This window comes from Streptomyces sp. NPDC000151, assembly GCF_040301705.1.
In the GTDB taxonomy this organism is placed as follows: domain Bacteria; phylum Actinomycetota; class Actinomycetes; order Streptomycetales; family Streptomycetaceae; genus Streptomyces.
Window position 1 is genome coordinate 25,832 of sequence record NZ_JBEPFC010000052.1, and the last position, 17,089, is coordinate 42,920.

The 17,089-nt window shown below is 70.6% G+C and carries 19 protein-coding genes; 13 read left to right on the top strand and 6 right to left on the bottom strand.

From position 1 onward, the window contains the following. Positions 1-66: 66 nt before the first annotated feature. The 6 genes from ABT381_RS17005 to ABT381_RS17030 all read left to right on the top strand — a co-directional run bounded on the left by ABT381_RS17005 (position 67) and on the right by ABT381_RS17030 (position 3,881). Positions 67-537, top strand: a complete 471-nt coding sequence (locus ABT381_RS17005) for a DUF3592 domain-containing protein (RefSeq protein ID WP_351594207.1) — start codon at positions 67-69, stop codon at positions 535-537. Positions 538-661: 124 nt separating this feature from the next. Then, positions 662-1,525 (top strand): GNAT family N-acetyltransferase, encoded by an 864-nt coding sequence (locus tag ABT381_RS17010; protein ID WP_351594210.1) that lies wholly within the window; start codon positions 662-664, stop codon positions 1,523-1,525. Between the two features lie 93 nt (positions 1,526-1,618). After that, positions 1,619-2,182, top strand: coding sequence for a GNAT family N-acetyltransferase (locus ABT381_RS17015; RefSeq protein WP_351594213.1), 564 nt, complete (start codon positions 1,619-1,621; stop codon positions 2,180-2,182). Between the two features lie 61 nt (positions 2,183-2,243). Further along, positions 2,244-2,750, top strand: a complete 507-nt coding sequence (locus ABT381_RS17020) for a helix-turn-helix domain-containing protein (protein ID WP_351594216.1) — start codon at positions 2,244-2,246, stop codon at positions 2,748-2,750. Positions 2,751-2,777: 27 nt separating this feature from the next. Next, positions 2,778-3,434 carry a hypothetical protein gene (locus ABT381_RS17025; protein ID WP_351594219.1) on the top strand — a complete coding sequence of 219 codons (657 nt, stop codon included), beginning with the start codon at positions 2,778-2,780 and terminating at the stop codon, positions 3,432-3,434. Between the two features lie 102 nt (positions 3,435-3,536). Next, complete coding sequence (locus tag ABT381_RS17030; RefSeq protein ID WP_351594222.1) at positions 3,537-3,881, top strand: DUF2516 family protein; 345 nt, start codon at positions 3,537-3,539, stop codon at positions 3,879-3,881. Positions 3,882-3,908: 27 nt separating this feature from the next. On the opposite strand, the gene ABT381_RS17035 is transcribed toward ABT381_RS17030, so the two are convergent. Continuing rightward, the gene (locus tag ABT381_RS17035; protein ID WP_351594225.1) at positions 3,909-5,324 is read right to left on the bottom strand and encodes a PP2C family protein-serine/threonine phosphatase; all 1,416 of its coding nucleotides are present in this window, start codon (positions 5,322-5,324) and stop codon (positions 3,909-3,911) included. A 346-nt stretch (positions 5,325-5,670) separates the two neighbouring features. Then, entirely contained in the window at positions 5,671-6,717 is a 1,047-nt protein-coding gene (locus tag ABT381_RS17040; protein WP_502965709.1) for a C40 family peptidase, read from the bottom strand. Positions 6,718-7,116: 399 nt separating this feature from the next. On the opposite strand from ABT381_RS17040, the gene pstS reads away from it, so the two are divergent. The 4 genes from pstS to pstB all read left to right on the top strand — a co-directional run bounded on the left by pstS (position 7,117) and on the right by pstB (position 11,246). Next, on the top strand, positions 7,117-8,238 hold the full coding sequence (gene pstS, locus ABT381_RS17045; protein WP_351594227.1) for a phosphate ABC transporter substrate-binding protein PstS: 1,122 nt from the start codon (positions 7,117-7,119) through the stop codon (positions 8,236-8,238). Between the two features lie 96 nt (positions 8,239-8,334). Next, positions 8,335-9,330 carry a phosphate ABC transporter permease subunit PstC gene (gene pstC / locus ABT381_RS17050; RefSeq protein ID WP_351594229.1) on the top strand — a complete coding sequence of 332 codons (996 nt, stop codon included), beginning with the start codon at positions 8,335-8,337 and terminating at the stop codon, positions 9,328-9,330. Beyond that, on the top strand, positions 9,327-10,403 hold the full coding sequence (gene pstA / locus ABT381_RS17055; protein WP_351594232.1) for a phosphate ABC transporter permease PstA: 1,077 nt from the start codon (positions 9,327-9,329) through the stop codon (positions 10,401-10,403). Before pstC ends, pstA begins: the two co-directional genes overlap by 4 nt. A 63-nt stretch (positions 10,404-10,466) precedes the next feature. After that, the gene (gene pstB, locus ABT381_RS17060; RefSeq protein ID WP_351594234.1) at positions 10,467-11,246 is read left to right on the top strand and encodes a phosphate ABC transporter ATP-binding protein PstB; all 780 of its coding nucleotides are present in this window, start codon (positions 10,467-10,469) and stop codon (positions 11,244-11,246) included. A 150-nt stretch (positions 11,247-11,396) separates the two neighbouring features. On the opposite strand, the gene ABT381_RS17065 is transcribed toward pstB, so the two are convergent. Both ABT381_RS17065 and ABT381_RS17070 read right to left on the bottom strand, forming a co-directional pair. Continuing rightward, complete coding sequence (locus ABT381_RS17065; RefSeq protein ID WP_351594237.1) at positions 11,397-12,395, bottom strand: inorganic phosphate transporter; 999 nt, start codon at positions 12,393-12,395, stop codon at positions 11,397-11,399. Between the two features lie 9 nt (positions 12,396-12,404). Beyond that, positions 12,405-13,025: a DUF47 domain-containing protein gene (locus ABT381_RS17070; protein WP_351594239.1), complete on the bottom strand. Its 621-nt coding sequence runs from the start codon at positions 13,023-13,025 to the stop codon at positions 12,405-12,407. 219 nt (positions 13,026-13,244) lie between these two features. On the opposite strand from ABT381_RS17070, the gene ABT381_RS17075 reads away from it, so the two are divergent. After that, positions 13,245-13,646: a metal-sensitive transcriptional regulator gene (locus ABT381_RS17075; protein WP_351594242.1), complete on the top strand. Its 402-nt coding sequence runs from the start codon at positions 13,245-13,247 to the stop codon at positions 13,644-13,646. Positions 13,647-13,772: 126 nt separating this feature from the next. On the opposite strand, the gene ABT381_RS17080 is transcribed toward ABT381_RS17075, so the two are convergent. Both ABT381_RS17080 and ABT381_RS17085 read right to left on the bottom strand, forming a co-directional pair. Further along, on the bottom strand, positions 13,773-13,964 hold the full coding sequence (locus tag ABT381_RS17080; protein WP_351594244.1) for a hypothetical protein: 192 nt from the start codon (positions 13,962-13,964) through the stop codon (positions 13,773-13,775). Positions 13,965-14,169: 205 nt separating this feature from the next. Then, a complete protein-coding gene (locus ABT381_RS17085) occupies positions 14,170-15,027 on the bottom strand; it encodes an SCO4651 family lipoprotein (RefSeq protein ID WP_351594247.1) in 858 nt (285 codons plus the stop codon). Between the two features lie 139 nt (positions 15,028-15,166). On the opposite strand from ABT381_RS17085, the gene ABT381_RS17090 reads away from it, so the two are divergent. Both ABT381_RS17090 and ABT381_RS17095 read left to right on the top strand, forming a co-directional pair. Further along, complete coding sequence (locus ABT381_RS17090) at positions 15,167-15,367, top strand: hypothetical protein (protein WP_351594250.1); 201 nt, start codon at positions 15,167-15,169, stop codon at positions 15,365-15,367. A 149-nt stretch (positions 15,368-15,516) separates the two neighbouring features. Next, on the top strand, positions 15,517-17,040 hold the full coding sequence (locus ABT381_RS17095; RefSeq protein WP_351594253.1) for an FAD-binding oxidoreductase: 1,524 nt from the start codon (positions 15,517-15,519) through the stop codon (positions 17,038-17,040). Positions 17,041-17,089: the final 49 nt, after the last annotated feature.

A 17,089-nucleotide genomic window follows, 5' to 3' on the forward strand; every position in this document is an offset into this window, starting at 1 on the left:
CCGGCGACCGGGGCACTGGGATAGCGTCCCTCCCACTCCGGACAAGTGACAAGTGAGAGGGACGTCGTGCAGGTTCAGGTACGTGGGCGGGGCGCCGGCCGGTGGGTCGCGTTCGGGGGGATCGCGTTCGGGACGCTGTTCCTGATCATCGGGCTGATCCTGGCGGGGGTGACGGTCTCGTTCCTGACGGACGCGGAGCGTGCCCGGGGCACGGTGGTGGCGCTGGAGTGGCGGAACGACCACAGCGGCGCATCCCGCAAGCGGCAGGTGAACAACAAGCCCGCGGCGTACCCGGTGGTCGATTTCACGTCGGCGGACGGCACGCCGAGAACGTTCCGGAGCTCGACGGGCTCCAACCCACCGTCGTACGAGGAGGGTGAGCGGGTCCAGGTGCTGTACCGCGCCGATTCCCCCGAGGACGCACGAATCAACGGGTTCGCCTCACTGTGGCTGCTGCCGCTGATCTTCGGCGGGATCGGGCTGCTGTTCGCGGCAATCGGGACGGCCGTCGCGATAGCGGGACGGCGGCGTTCCTAGGTCATGCGCCGAGAGCACCCAGGGCACCCAGAACGCACAGAACGCAGATGCACCAGACACGACGACGCATCGCGTCTCCCCACATTCGCATCCCCCGCCGCAAGCGCATCCGAGATCATGAACCATGCGCCCGGATGACTGGCACCTCACCGAAGACGTCGACGACTTTCTCGCCCGAGCCGGAGAGTTCCTGCGCTCGCGGCCCGTCCCGCACATCATGCCGCTGACTGTGACCGCGAGACTGCGCGCACGCGGGGCGGCCGCATACGGCGCCCAGGCCCCCCTCTTCGGCCGACTGGAGCGAGCGGGCGAGGTCCTCGCCACCTTCCACCGCCTCCCGTCGCGCGGCCTGGGCCTCACCCCCCTCTCCCCCGATCAGGCCGACACCCTCGCCACCCACCTGGCCGCCCTCGGGCACTCCCTCCCCTACGTCAGCGCGGACCACAGCACCGCCACCGCCTTCGCCGAAGCCTGGCAGCGGCACACAGGCGCGACGCCGGCACTCCGTAACCGGATCCGCCTGTACCGCCTCGGCACGCTCACCCCGCCGGAGCCGCTCCCCGCGGGCCGGGGCCGACTCGTGGGCGAGGGCGAGCAGGACCGTGAGCAACTCATGCGCTGGTGCGGTGAGTTCGCCGCGGACGTCGGGGAAGCCGTCTCCATCGACGCCGGCTCCTGGGCCGGCACCCGCTTCGCCGACAAGCGCTATACGTTCTGGGAAGCCCCGGACGGCACGCCGGTCTCCATGGCGGGCGTGAACCCGACGGTCGCCGGCCTGGCCCAGGTGGACCCCGTCTACACCCCGGCCCACCTGCGCGGTCGCGGCTACGCGGGCGCCGTGTCGGTCGAGGTGAGCCGCGCCGCGCTGGCCGCGGGCGCCACGGAGGTCGTGCTGTTCGCGGACGCGGCCAACCCCACCAGCAACGCCCTCTACCAGCGCATCGGATACCTCCCGGTCACCGACTGGGCAGCGTACGACTTCGCGTAGCCGGACGCATGGGCTCCCGCGAGGCTGTCCTTCTCACCGTGGGCGCGGCATAACCGATCGACACCCTGATCGTGAGGGCGTTAGCTGGGCGGCATGCCGGAACTGCGTACCGATCGTCTTCTGCTCCGCCCGTGGCGGGAATCCGACCTCGAACCGTGGGCGGCGATGAACGCCGATCCCGAAGTCCGGGAACACCTGGGGGGATTGCTCACGCGGGAGCAAAGCGATGCCGCTGTGGCCCTCATGCAGGGCGAGTTCGACGAGCGAGGGTTTGGATGGTGGGCGCTCGAGGCGCGGGAGACCGGTGAGTTCATCGGCCGCGCCGGGCTGGACGTGGTGGGCGAGGACATGCCGTTCGCGGGGGTGGACGTCGGGTGGCGTTTGATGCGTTCGGCGTGGGGTCACGGTTACGCCACCGAGGCCGCCCTGGCCTGCCTGGCCTTCGGCTTCGAGGCCCTCGGGCTGGCGGAGGTCGTCGCGTCGACGACCGTCAACAACCTCCGCTCCCAGGCGGTGATGCGGCGGATCGGCATGACCCGGGACCCGGCCGACGACTTCGAGGACCCGAGCGTGCCCGAGGGGCCGCTTCGCCAGTGCGTGCTGTACCGGACCTCACATGGGCTCCCGCGAGGCGGCTCGTCCCGCCTTGCCCCATGATGTGGAACACTTTTGCTAGCGGGTGCTTGCAATAGTTAGCGATGGCGTGCAGGATCGAGGTATGGCATCACTCAACGTCGGCAATCTCGGGGAGTTCCTGCGGGAGCAGCGGCGCAATGCGCAGCTCAGCCTCCGGCAGCTCGCCGATGCCGCCGGGGTGTCCAACCCGTACCTCAGCCAGATCGAGCGCGGGCTGCGCAAGCCGAGCGCGGAGATCCTGCAGCAGCTGGCGAAGGCCCTGCGGATCTCGGCCGAGACCCTGTATGTACAGGCCGGGATACTCGATGAGCGGCGGGATCCGGACGGGCTGGAAGTGCACAGCGCGATCCTGACCGATCCGGCCCTGAACGAGAAGCAGAAGCAGGTGCTGCTGCAGATCTACGAGTCGTTCCGCAAGGAGAACGGCTACAGCTCGGACATCGCGCGCGCCGAGGGTCTGGACCTCGACCGGACCGCGCCGGAAGGCGAGCACGGCGGCGACGAGCACGGCGGCAGCGACGAGCACGGCAGTACGGGCAACGGCAAAAAGGGCACCCAAGAGGCCGACGGCGACCCGCACGCCACCTGAGCAACCGATTCCAGGAGGAAGAACGCCATGGCCATCACCGACGACCTCCGCAAGACGCTGACCGACCCCACCCCGCTGTACGCGCTGGCCGGCACGGCCGACCTCGCCGGCGAGAAGCTCAAGGAGGTCCCGGCGCTGGTGGACCGCCTCCGCGCCGAGGCGCCCAAGCGCTTCGAGGAGGTACGCACCACCGACACCAAGGCCGTGCAGGACCGCGTCTCCAAGCAGGCCAAGGACGCCCAGGACAAGCTGTACGAGCTGCTGGGCTCCCTGGACACCGACCTGAAGAAGATCCGCGAGCAGGCCCAGGACCTCGCGCTGCAGGGCGTGGGCCGGGCGGCCGAGTACGCCGTCAAGGCCCGTGAGACCTACGACGAGCTGGCCGAGCGCGGCCGCGGCGCCGTGCAGACCTGGCGCGGCGAGGTCGCCGACGAGGTCGAGGAGCTGGCGGTCGCGATCGAGCCGGAGACCGAGCGGGAGCCGAAGTCCGGCGCGGTCAAGACCGAGCCGGCCAAGACCGATTCGGCCAAGGCCGGGGAGGCCAAGCCGGCCGCCGCCAAGGCCGAGACCAAGACCGAGACCAAGTCCGAGGCGGAGGCCAAGCCCGCGTCGGCGAAGAAGCCGGCGCCGGCTCCGGCCGCCCGCAAGACGACCGCCAAGAAGACCACGCCGCCGGCGAAGTAGGCCGCGGGGCAAGGGAGCGGGCCGGGCACGTGCGACGTGCCCGGCCCGTTCTACCGGTACGGTGACCAGGACAGTCCGACAGTCAACGGGTGGTGGAACGGCGTGCTGATCCAGGGATTCAACAATCTGCTGTGGCTGATTTCGCTCGCCTTGCTGGTGTTCAGCGCGTTCGCGTTCATCGACTCCGCCATCCGCCGCGAGGACGCCTACCGCGCCGCCGACAAGCAGTCCAAGCCGTTCTGGCTGATCATTCTGGGCCTGGCGACGCTGGTCAACGTGCTCTTCGGGGTCATGGCGTTCCTGCCGGTCATCGGCCTGATCGCGACGATCGTGTACATGGTCGACGTCCGGCCCGCGCTCAAGCGGGTCTCCGGCGGCGGCCGCGGCCCGCGCCGCGGCGGCTCCAGCTCCGACGGCCCCTACGGCCCGTGGAACGGCGGCCGCTGACGGCAGTACGAGGCGGGAAAGCCCGCCTCACGCACCCCCGCGGTCCAGCAGCAGGACCGCGAGATCGTCGGTGAGTTCGCCGCCGTTGAGGTCGCGCACCTCGGTGACCGCGGCGTCGAGCAGCGCCTCACCACGCAGCCCCGCCGCCATCCGTGCGGCCACGAGATCGACCATGCCGTCCTGGCCCAGGCGCTGACTGCCGTCCCCGATCCGGCCCTCGATCATGCCGTCGGTGTACATCAGCAGGCTCCAGGAGCCGCCCAGCTCGACCTGATGGCGCGGCCAGCGGGCGCGCGGCAGCAGGCCGAGCGCGGGGCCGCCGCTCTCGTACGGGAGCAGCCGCGGCGGCCTGCCGGCCCGGGCCAGCAGCGGCGCCGGGTGGCCCGCCAGGCAGACCCCGGCGCTCCGCCCGTCCGGCGCGATGTCGACCGTGCACAGCGTCGCGAAGATCTCGTCGTTGTCGCGCTCGTTCTCCAGCACCTGCTGGAGGGTGGAGAGCAGTTCGTCGCCGCACAGCCCGGCGAAGGTCAACGCGCGCCAGGCGATACGGAGTTCGACGCCGAGGGCCGCCTCGTCGGGGCCGTGCCCGCAGACGTCGCCGATCATCGCGTGGACCGTGCCGTCCGGGGTGCGGACCGTGTCGTAGAAGTCGCCGCCGAGCAGGGCCCGGCTGCGCCCCGGCCGGTACCGGGCGGCGAAGCGCAGGTCGGAGCCGTCCAGCAGCGGAGTGGGCAGCAGGCCGCGCTCCAGGCGGGCGTTCTCCTGGGCCCGCAGCCGGGACTCGGTGAGCTGGCGCTGCGCGAGGTCGGCGCGCTTGCGTTCCACGGCGTAGCGCACGACGCGACTGAGCACCGCGCCGTCCAGCTGCTCGCGGGAGAGGTAGTCCTGCGCCCCGACGCGTACGGCCTCGGCGCCGCGCTCCGCATCCGCCTCCTCGGTCAGGGCGAGCACGGCGTGGCGCGGGGCGAGCCGCAGGACCGCGCGCAGCGGCTCCAGCTCGTCCGGCGCCGGCTCCTGGCCGGCGTCCGCGCGGCTCTCCCGGTCCTCGCCGTTCCGCGACTCGCGGCCCGGCATGGCCGCCAGGTCGAGCAGGACGCAGTGCACGTCGTCGGTGAGCAGCCGCTGGGCCTCGGTGAGGTTGCGGGCGGTGCGGACCCTGACCTTGTGGCCCTGCCCGTCGGACATCTCCGGTACGGAGCTGGTGGGGTCCTCGCCGATCACCAGCAGGGTCAGCCCGTGGCTGCCGGTACCCGGCGTGGCCGGAACGGGCGCGTGCGCCGGATCCGGGAGCGTGTCGGGAGCGTCGGCGGCGGCCGGGCCCGTGCTGTCCTGCGGGCGCGCGGGTTCCCCCTGCGCCGGGCGCGCGGACTCGGGCGCGCCGTTCGCCGGGCCGGCAGCCGGTGGCAGCACGGCCGTGCGCTGACGCGGTCCGGGTACGGGCATGTCCTCTGGTTCCTTCCCTCCCCCCGAGGGTGCGGCGGCGGTGACCGACCGGCGCACCACCGTGCCCGGTTCCGCGCCGCCATTGGTCCTACGAGCGGTGCGCCACCGGGCACTGGAAGGCGACCTTAGCGCCAGTGCGGTCCCGTACGGAATGGCGGACGACACGCCGGGCCGGCCATAAACCGGGATACGGAAGCGATTTGGCCGTCCTGGGGAGAAATGCGGAATGACGAACATCACCCCGGGCACACGCTCGGCGACCGGACGGTGACGGGGTTTTTCCCGTCCCGATGCCGGAATGACAGCGCGGACACAGCGCGCACACAGCGCAATACGGTACGTCGGGTCAGCGCTTGGCGTCCGGCCGTACGACACCCAGGATCCGCATCGATCCGGCCCCGGCGAGGGTCACTTGGCGGCCGGGCCGCGGGGCGTGCACGATCGCGCCGTCGCCCAGGTACATCGCCACGTGACTGGCGTCATCGTGGTAAATGATCAGATCGCCGGGGCGCATGTCCTCGATGTCGATGTGCGGCAGTTGCCGCCATTGTTCCTGTGACGTGCGCGGAATGGGATGACCCGCCGATTCCCACGCGCGCATCGTCAGCCCGGAACAGTCGAAGGTGTCCGGGCCTTCCGCGCCCCACACGTAATCCTTGCCGATCTGTTCCGTCGCGTAGGAAATCGCCTTCTTGCCCGCTGCGGACGCGGTACCGCCGGTCTCCGCCAGAATTCCGGAATCCAGCCATTTCGTCTGCGCCTGCCGGGCCCGGTCCTCTTCCAGCTTCTTCAGCCGCGCCTTTTCCGCGGCCTGGAGCCGGGACTCGATCCGCTCCGCCGCGTCGATCTTCTGCTCGATGTCCTTCTTCGCCGCGGCCTTCTTCTTCCGCTCTTTCTCCAGCTTCTCCCAGCGCTCGGTGGCATCCTCGGCGTAGTCCTGCAAGTCGTTCTCCGCGCGCGCCAGTTGTCCCAGTACGCCGCGGACCGCGTGCTGTCCCTTGCGGGCGAGCGTGGCGTGGTCGAGGAATCCCTCGGGGTCCTTGTCCAGCATCAGTTTCGCCTCGGCGGGCAGACCGCCGCCGCGGTACTGCGCGCTGGCCAGCGAGCCGGCCTTCCGCTGCAATTCCTTGCGTTTGTGCTGGGTGCTGACGATGTTCTTCGCCAGCTTCACGATGTCCTTCTGCTGGCGCTCGACCTGTTCCTTGGCGGCGTTGTACGCGTCGGTGGCTCGCTCCGCCCGCCGGTAGAGGCCGTCGATCTTCTTGCGTACTTCGTCCAGGTCCCGCTTGCCCGCGGGCGCGGGATCGGCGTACGCCGCCGGTACCGGGCCCACCAGTGCGCCCGTCGCGCACAGCACCACGGCCGCGCAGGCCAGCGCCGCGCCGCGCCCCACGTTTCGCCGTTCCCCCAGGCTCCTCACGGGCCACCTCCGGTCACATCGCCGTGCGCGTCGTCCGCGGATGCTGCCATACCGGTCGGTAATACAGAAGGGCAGCGGACCACTTCTTCCGGACATCCCGGCCGCGACCGGTCCCCGGAGCCGGGGCGCGCAGGCCGTGGCCGGGATCCGGAACCGGGCCGTACCGGACGCACGCATCCGACGGCCGAGGTTCACCCCGCGTTCACTCCGCTCCTTCGGCGCCTTCACCTGATCTGCCTAATTTCGGCCTTACCGAGTGCGCGTCATGCCCGGAGGCCGACGTGGCACCGCATAGCTGGATACCTCATCTGATTCATTTCACGGCCCAGCACGCCACTGACCACGGCGGGCCCCAGGAAGGAACTCTCGACAGTGAAGCTTCAGCGCAAGAACCGGGTTCGCGCCCTCGCCGTTGGCGCTCTCGCCGTCTCCGGAGCCCTGGCCCTCTCGGCGTGCGGCTCGGACGACACCACGGGCGGTCCCGGCGCCTCGTCCGCCAAGGCCGCGAACATCAAGTGCGACGGCAAGGGCAAGCTTCTCGCCTCCGGCTCCTCGGCACAGAAGAACGCCATGGACGTCTGGGTGCAGAACTACTCCGGCTCCTGCAAGGACACCGAGATCAACTACCAGCCCACGGGCTCCGGTGCCGGTATCACCACCTTCCTGCAGGGCCAGACCGCCTTCGCCGGCTCCGACTCGGCGCTCAAGCCCGAAGAGGTCGCCAAGTCCAAGAAGATCTGCAAGGGCGGCGAGGCGATCAACCTGCCGATGGTCGGCGGCCCGATCGCGGTCGGCTACAACGTCCCGGGCGTGGACAACCTCGTGCTGGACGCCGAGACCCTCGGCAAGATCTTCGACTCGAAGATCAAGAACTGGAACGACCCGGCGATCAAGAAGCTCAACCCGGGCGTCAAGCTGCCGGACCTGAAGATCCAGGCGTTCCACCGCTCGGACGACTCCGGCACGACCGACAACTTCACCAAGTACCTCAAGGGCGCCGCGCCCAAGGCGTGGCCGCACGAGCCCGCGAAGACCTGGGAGGGCAAGGGCGGCCAGGCGGCCTCCGGCTCGGCCGGCGTCTCCTCGCAGGTCAAGCAGACCAGCGGCGCGATCTCGTACTTCGAGCTGTCCTACGCGACGGCCGGCAAGATCGACACGGCCAAGCTGAACACCGGCGCCCAGAAGCCCGTCGAGGCCAACGTCGACAACGCCTCCAAGGCCATCTCCGAGGCCAAGCAGGTCGGCGAGGGCAACGACCTGGCCCTGGAGCTGAACTACAAGTCCAAGGCCGAGGGCGCGTACCCGATCACGCTGGTGACGTACGAGATCGCCTGCGACAAGGGCAACAAGGCCGACACGCTGCCCGCCGCCAAGTCCTTCCTGACCTACCTCGCCAGCGAGGACGGCCAGGCCACCCTCAAGGAGCAGGGCTACGCCCCGCTGCCCACCGAGATCGCCGGCAAGGTCCGCAAGGCCGTCGCGTCGCTCTCCTGACCCACCGGGCGGCGGCCTGCGCACGACGCGCAGGCCGCCGCCCGTCCGGTGCACCGCCGCCTGGAGCCCCACGGCTCCGCAGACCGGAGAACCCCCATGGATACTTCAGCGATACCCCAGTCCCCACCCCCCGCAGCGCCCGCCGCGCCCTCCGAGGTCAGCGGCAAGGCAGTCCGCCCCGGTGACCGCGTCTTCCTCGGTCTCTCGCGCGGCTCCGGCATCGCGCTGCTGGTGATCATGGCTGCCATCGCGGCCTTCCTCACCTACCGCTCCGTCCTCGCCGTCCAGGGCGACAAGGCGAACTTCTTCACCACCTTCGAGTGGGATCCGACCGGCGCCGAGCCCAAGTTCGGCATCGCCGTCCTCGCCTTCGGCACGGTCGTCAGCTCGGTCATCGCGATGGTCATCGCGGTACCCGTCGCGGTCGGCATCGCGCTCTTCATCTCGCACTACGCGCCGCGCAAGCTGGCCTCCCCGCTCGGCTACGTCATCGACCTGCTCGCCGCGGTCCCCAGCATCATCTACGGCCTGTGGGGCGCGCTCTTCCTCGTGCCGCACCTGAGCGGCCTGTACAGCTGGCTGGACAGCTACCTCGGCTGGACCGGGATCTTCAGCTACTCCCAGGGCGCCGCGCGTTCGCTGTTCACCGTCGGGATCCTGCTGGCGATCATGATCCTGCCGATCGTCACCAGCGTCAGCCGCGAGGTCTTCCTCCAGGTCCCCAAGACGCACGAGGAGGCCGCGCTCGCCCTCGGCGCCACGCGCTGGGAGGTCATCCGCATGTCGGTGCTGCCCTTCGGCCGCTCCGGCATCATCAGCGCCTCGATGCTGGGCCTGGGCCGCGCGCTCGGCGAGACCATGGCCGTCGCCACGGTCCTCTCCCCCAGCTTCCTCATCGGGCTCAGCCTGCTGGACCCGGGCGGCGGCACGTTCGCGCAGAACATCGCCAGCAAGTTCAGCGAGGCGGACACCTTCGGCCAGGACGCGCTGATCGCCTCCGGCCTCGTCCTCTTCGTCATCACGCTGCTCGTCAACGGCGCGGCCCGCCTGATCATCGCCCGCCGCAAGGAGTACTCGGGGGCCAACGCATGAGTAACGTCATCACCGAAGAGCGGCCGGTCGCGGACAGCGCGCCGCTGCCCCCCGTCTCCCTCCGGCAGGCCCGGCTGCCGCGCTGGTCCCCGCCGGTCTTCGCGCTGGCCGCCCTCGCCGCGGGCGTCGGCATCGGCCTCGCCGCCGGCCTGGACAGCAAGATCCAGTGGGGCCTGGTCGCCGCGCTGCTCTTCATCGTCGGCACGTTCGCGATCGCCGCCAAGGTCGAGGGCGCGCGGCAGGCCAAGGACCGGCTGGCCACCAGCCTGGTCTGGATCGCCTTCCTGCTCGCCGTCCTCCCGCTCGCCTCGCTCATCTGGGAGACCGTCGCCCGCGGCCGGAAGGTCCTGGACGGGTACTTCCTCTCCCACTCGATGGGCACGCTGCCGGACCAGATGGCCGGCGGCGGCATCTACCACGCGATCATCGGCACCCTGGAGCAGGTCGGCCTCGCCACCCTGATCGCCGCGCCGGTCGGCCTGCTGACCGCGATCTACCTCGTCGAGTACGGGCGCGGCCGGCTCGCCAAGGCCGTCACCTTCTTCGTCGACGTCATGACGGGCGTGCCCTCGATCGTCGCCGGCCTCTTCGTCTACTCGGCGTGGATCCTGATCCTCGGCTTCGGCCCCTCCGGCTTCGCCGGCGCCATGGCACTGGCCATCCTGATGATGCCGGTCGTGGTGCGCTCCGCGGAGGAGATGCTCAAGCTGGTGCCGAACGAGCTGCGCGAGGCGTCCCTCGCCCTCGGCGTACCGAAGTGGCGCACCATCCTCAAGGTCGTCCTGCCCACCTCCCTCGGCGGCATCACCACCGGCGTCATGCTGGCCATCGCCCGCATCACCGGCGAGACCGCGCCGGTACTGCTCCTGGTGTGGGGCGCCAAGACGATCAACAACAACCCCTTCGAAGGCGCCCAGCAGTCCCTGCCGCTGTACGTGTTCCAGCAGTGGCAGCAGGGCTCCGAGGCGAGCTACGACCGCGCCTGGGCCGCGGCCCTCGTCCTCATCGCCTTCGTCATGATCCTCAACCTGGTGGCCCGCGGCATCGCCCGCTGGAAGGCCCCGCAGCACTGATGTGCGGCTCCGCCGCGTGGCCGCCGCCGCGCTGCGCGAACCCGGAAAGAAGTTGTGATTCCCATGGCCAAGCGAATCGACGTCAGCGGCCTCTCCGCCTACTACGGCAGCCACAAGGCCATCGACGACATCTCCATGACCGTCGAGCCCCGCTCGGTGACGGCCTTCATCGGCCCCTCCGGCTGCGGCAAGTCCACCTTCCTGCGCACCCTGAACCGGATGCACGAGGTCACCCCCGGCGGCCGCGTCGAGGGCAAGGTGCTGCTGGACGACGAGGACCTCTACGGCTCCGGCGTCGACCCGGTCGCCGTCCGCCGCACCGTCGGCATGGTCTTCCAGCGCCCCAACCCCTTCCCCACCATGTCGATCTTCGACAATGTGGCGGCGGGCCTGCGCCTGAACGGCGCGGTGAAGAAGAAGTCCGAGCTGAACGACGTCGTCGAGAAGTCCCTCAAGGGCGCCAACCTCTGGAACGAGGTCAAGGACCGGCTGAACAAGCCCGGCTCCGGCCTCTCCGGCGGCCAGCAGCAGCGGCTGTGCATCGCCCGCGCGATCGCGGTCGAGCCGCAGGTCCTGCTGATGGACGAGCCCTGCTCCGCGCTCGACCCGATCTCCACCCTCGCCATCGAGGACCTGATCGGGGAGCTCAAGGAGCGCTTCACGATCGTCATCGTCACGCACAACATGCAGCAGGCCGCGCGCGTCTCGGACCGTACGGCGTTCTTCAACCTGGCCGCGGTCGGCCAGCCCGGCAAGCTCGTCGAGATCGACGAGACCGAGCGCATCTTCTCCAACCCGTCGGTCCAGGACACGGAGGACTACATCTCCGGCCGCTTCGGCTGAGTCGACGTGCGGCTCCGCCGCGTGGCCGACCCCTCAGACGTCCTGACCGACCCTTCCGCGTCCTGCGGTGCTGCATGGCGGTGCCACCGCAAGACGAAGGGCCCGCCCCCACTTCGGGGGCGGGCCCTCTTTGTCGTACCAGCGACCGGCTCAGCCGAACGCCAGGTTCACCACCCAGTACGCGAGAGCGGCCACCGCTCCCGCCGCCGGCATGGTGATGAACCAGCCCAGGATGATGTTCTTCGCGACGCCCCAGCGCACTGCGCTGACCCGCTTGGTGGCGCCCACACCCATGATCGCCGAGGTGATCACGTGGGTGGTGGAGATCGGCGCGTGGAACATGAACGCGGTGCTGAACATGATCGACGCACCGGTCGCCTCGGCGGCGAAGCCCTGCGGCGGATCCAGCTCGATGATCTTGCGGCCGAGGGTGCGCATGATGCGCCAGCCGCCCGCGTACGTACCGAGCGACAGCATCGCCGCACAGGCGATCTTCACCCAGATCGGGATGGGGTCGCCGTGGCCCTCGGCACCGCCGATGACCAGCGCCATCACCACGACGCCCATCGTCTTCTGGGCGTCCTGCAGACCGTGGCCGAGCGCCATGCCCGCCGCCGAGACCGTCTGCGCGATACGGAAGCCGCGCTTGGCCTTGTGCGGGTTGGAACCCTTGAACATCCAGAGGATGGCGACCATGACGAAGTAGCCGACGACCAGGCCGACCAGCGGTGACAGGAACATCGGGAGAACGATCTTCTCCCAGACGCCCGACCAGTAGACGGTCGAGGACCCGGCGAGCGCCGCGCCCACCATGCCGCCGAACAGCGCGTGCGAGGAGGACGACGGCAGACCGAAGTACCAGGTCACCATGTTCCACGCGATGGCGCCGACCAGCGCGGAAAAGAGGATCATCATCCCCTGTTTGCCGCTGGGCGTCTCGATCAGGCCCTCACTGACGGTCTTGGCCACCCCGCTGCCCAGGAAGGCGCCGGCGAGGTTCATCACCGCCGCCATCGCGAGCGCGGCCCGCGGCGTCAGCGCACGCGTCGAGACCGAGGTCGCGATCGCGTTCGCGGAGTCGTGAAAGCCGTTGGTGTACGTGAATCCGAGCGCGACCGCGATGGTCACGATGAGCGCGAAGGTGTCCATGGCCGGGGCTCAGGACTCCTTCACGGCGATCGTCTCGACCGTGTTGGCCACGTGCTCGAATGCGTCGGCCGCCTCTTCGAGGATGTCCACGATCTGCTTGAGCTTGAGCACCTCGATGGCGTCGTACTTGCCGTTGAAGAGGTGCGCGAGCAGCTTGCGGTGGATCTGGTCGGCCTGGTTCTCCAGACCGTTGACCTCGATCCAGTACTCGGTGAGGTTCGACATCGTCCGCAGGTTCGGCATGGCCTCGGCGGTCAGCTCGGCCGCCCGCGCCAGGACCTCGATCTGCTGGTCGACGCCCTTGGGCAGCTCCTCGACGTTGTAGAGGACGACCAGATCGACGGCCTCCTCCATGAAGTCCATGATGTCGTCGAGCGACGAGGCGAGGTTGTAGATGTCCTCGCGGTCGAACGGCGTGATGAACGAGGAGTTCAACTGGTGGAACACCGCGTGGGTGGCGTCGTCCCCCGCGTGCTCCGCCGCTCGCATCCTCTCGGCGATCTCTGCCCGCGCGGAGGCGTCCGCCCCGAGCAGTTCCATCAGGAGTTTTGAGCCCGTGACGATGTTGTCCGCAGAGGCGGCGAACATGTCGTAGAAGCTCGTCTCCCTGGGGGTCAGACGAAAGCGCACGTGAAATCCTCGGGGTGCATCGGATTCGGTCGAGATGATGCTAGGCGCATCATCCAGCCACTGCTAACCGGCATTACCTCAGTGTCGCCCATCGGGCAGCATGCTCTGCACGGGGTACCTGCCCCGCGGGCCGCGCGGGGTATCTCCCTCGTGCGCGAAATTCTGTACCATATACCCGCCAGGGGTATACGGACCGGCTACGTACCAGGGGAGAAGCCCATGACGACCACGGACGCCGACGCCGATGGCACGACCGCGGCCGCCGGGGCCTGCCACGGCGCGGAGCCGCAGGGCGTGCCCCAGGGCGACCCTGATGCCGTGACCAACCACGATCTGGGCATCCACGGGTACGCGAAGCAGAAGGACGCCCACATCAAGCGGCTGCGCCGCATCGAGGGTCAGATCCGGGGCCTCCAGCGGATGCTGGAGGAGGACGTCTACTGCATCGACATACTCACCCAGGTCTCGGCCAGCACGAAGGGCCTGCAGTCCTTCGGCCTGCAGCTTCTCGAGGAACACCTGCGGCACTGCGTCGCCGACGCGGCCATGAAGGGGCCGGAGGCCATCGACGAGAAGGTCAAGGAAGCCACCAAGGCCATCGAGCGCATGCTGCGTACCTGAGATACGCCGCCCGTCGGCCGGAAAGCGGGGCAGGGTCCGGGCCCCGATTGCTCTTCCTGGCCGTGCGGGTGAGTGATCCGGCGTGACGTATCCCACGCCGGGGCCGCGGCCGAAAATGACCGCTCCCTACAGCCGCTCGACGGTCGCGGAGCGCTGCTCCGCCACCACTGCGGATTCTCTGGCGTCACGGTCCGCGTCCACGTCCAGCACCTCGTCGATACGGTCCGGGCTGAGGCGGTCCTCCGGGGAGGTCGCCGCCGCGATCATCAACTCACCAGCCAGGTCGATCTCGACGAGGGCCACGTGGTCCTGAGCCATCTGACTGCGGTGCGGCGCCACGTACAACACCTCCTCCTTCGAGGCCCATGCCACTCTTCTGGCGGTTACCACCAAGGGTAGGGACGGTTGCACGCCCCGCGCATGGCACGGATGGACCATTTACGCCGCCCGGCAAGCCCTGCGGGCACGTGCCGGGCCCGGAGCCGCAGACCCGGGACGCCCCGCCCGGCCGCCCCGGCACACCTCATCCGCCGCCGGCCGCCGCGATCCGCCCCGTGTAGATGTCCGCCCGCCGCGGCAGCTCGACCGGCGCCTTCGTCCCGAAGCCGGCGAAGGTGAGCGTGGAGGTCACCTCCGTGCCGCGCGGCGAGCCGTTGGCGAAGGAGAACCGGTACTGCAGCTTGCGCAGCCGCCCGGCCTCGTCGAGGTACGCCTCGAACGGCACCGCGTCGGTCGTGAAGCCCCGCTCGGCCGCGGTCAGCGAGGGCTTGGTGCCCTTCGAAGCGGCGTCGGCGGCCACCCCGATGTCGGCCGTGCCGCGGTAGTGCCGCACGCGCACGCCGCGCAGCCGCTCCTCGCCCTCGTACGTCGCGCGCCGGGTGCCGCGCAGCAGCTCGGCCGCGGCCAGCGGATCGGTCGCGCCACCGGTGACGAGATTGCCGTCGGACAGCGCCGTGGTGTCCACCCGCACCCACTTGTCCGCGGGCACCCCGGCGCCGCGGTTCTTCATGTAGAGCGCGCCGGGCGCGAAGATCTCGGTGATCGGCTTGCGCACCCGGCCGTCCGGCCCGGCGGGCTCCGGCAGCACCAGCCGCAGCCGGCCCGTGCCGCGGCGGTAGTCGTAGTGGCCTCCGCCGCGGATGGCGACACGGGTGCCGCCGCTCGTGGTCTCCAGGGCCGTACGGACCTGTGAGGTGCCGCCGCGCACCAGCGCGTCGGCGCTCTGCCGGAGCGCCACCGAGGGGACGGGGCCCGCGGGCACGTCGTCGGCGGCGGCGCCATCCGTCGTACACCCCGATGTCAGCAGGCCGGCTCCCAGCGCCAGCCCCGCCGCCGTGGCGACGGCGACGGCCGTGCCGCTCCGTCTGTCCTGCACCACCATCGCGCACGAGCCCCCTGCCGCTGTCGCGCCGCCGTCCCGCCGCCGCACGGCGCGGCCGGCATCGGGCAACCATTTCGTTCAACGACCGTTCATGTGGCCCGTCACGCCCGCCTGGGCCAACCGGCAGTAGCGTGGCGGTGTGCCGTACGCGACCCAGGACCCGCAGCAGACCACCGCCACCGACGGCGCCGGCACCGGCGCCACCGCTACGCACCGCGCCACGACCACCGAGCGCGGCGCGTTCTGTCTCGCCCGGTGCAGCTGCGGCTGGTCGGGCCCGGCCCGCCGCGCCCGCTCCCAGGCCCGCACGGACGCGGAGCGGCACGCGGGCGGCAGCTGACCGGCTCGGCCCTCCCACGCCCCCGCAATCCCCTCTTTCACTCCGCACTCCCCGTTCCCGGCGGAACCCGCCGCCCCACTTCCGCATCTGGCTGGGGGAAGGGCAACGGGACAGCGCCTTCGGGGCGCGATTCGGCATAGGGGGCGGCCGTGAAGCGGCGCACACTTCTGGCAGCGGGCGGCGGGCTCGCGGCGACCACGGCGGCATGGGGAACGGCCTGGGGCACGGCCTACGGCTCAGGGATGGGCCGGGGGACCTCCTGGGACGCGCTCCGCACGGGCCTGGACGGGCAGCTGATACGGCCGGGCGACGCCGCGTACGCCACCGCGCGCCGCCTCTACAACACCCGTTACGACACGCTGAAGCCGGCGGCCGTGGCGTACGTGAAGCACGCCGCGGACATAGCGGAGTGCCTGAGCTTCGCGCGCAAGCACGGCACGCCCGTCGCCATTCGCAACGGCGGCCACTCCTACGCCGGCTGGTCCAGCGGCGACAACCGCCTGATCGTCGACGTCTCCGCGCTCTCCAAGGTCTCCGCGCCGTCCGGCGGCACCACCCGCATCGGCGCCGGCGCCAAGCTGATCGACGTGTACGAGGGCCTGGGCAAGCACGGCGTGACCGTCCCCGGCGGCTCCTGCCCGACCGTCGGCATCTCCGGCCTGACCCTCGGCGGCGGCCACGGTGTCGTCTCCCGCGCGTACGGACTGACCTGCGACAGCCTCGTCGGCGCCACGCTCGTCACGGCCGACGGCAAGACCCTGCACTGCGACATGAAGGAGCACGCCGATCTCTTCTGGGCGCTGCGCGGCGCGGGCAACGGCAACTTCGGCGTGGTCACCGAGCTGCGCTTCCGTACGCACAAGGCGCCGAGCGCGGTGATGGCGTACATGACCTGGCCGTGGTCGAAGGCGGCAGCCGTACTGCGCTCCTGGCAGGAGTGGGGGCCGGTGCAGGCCGACGAGATCTGGTCCAGCTGCCACCTCGACGCGCGCCCCGGCGGCACCCCGACCGTCTCCGTCGCCGCGTTCTCGCTCGGGTCGTACCGCGACCTCCAGAACGCCGTCGACAAGCTCGCCGACCGCGCGGGCGGCCCCGGCCCGGCCTCCTCCGTGTCGCTGAGGCCCAAGCCGTACCTGGACGCGATGGAGGCGTACGCGGGCTGCTCGACGAAGACCACCGCCCAGTGCCACCAGCCGGGCAAGGCCCCCGGGCACACCACCTCAGGGCAGCTGGGCCGGGAGACCTACGCGGCCCGTTCGGACTTCTTCGACCGCTCCCTGAGCGCGGCGGGCATCCGTACGGTCCTCGACCAGATCGAGCGCGCGGGCCGCAACGGCGTCAACGGCAACGTCGCGTTCACCGCCCTGGGTGGCGCGATCAACCGCGTGCAGCCGACCGCCACCGCCTTCGTGCACCGCCGCTCGCGCTTCCTCGCGCAGTACCTCGCCTCCTGGGCACCGGGCGGCACCGGCAAGGCCCAGAGCGGCTGGCTGGCCGGCATGCACACCGCGATGCGCCGGTACGCGTCCGGCGCCGCCTACCAGAACTACGCCGACCCGGCCCTGACGGACTGGAAGCAGGCGTACTACGGCGCGGCCGCCGGCCGCCTCGCCACGGTGAAGCAGGCGTACGACCCGCAGCACCTGTTCCGGACGTTCCCGCAGGCGCTGTAGCGCCCGGTTCTGACTACGCGTCGGCCCCGCCCGGTGTCCGGGCGGGGCC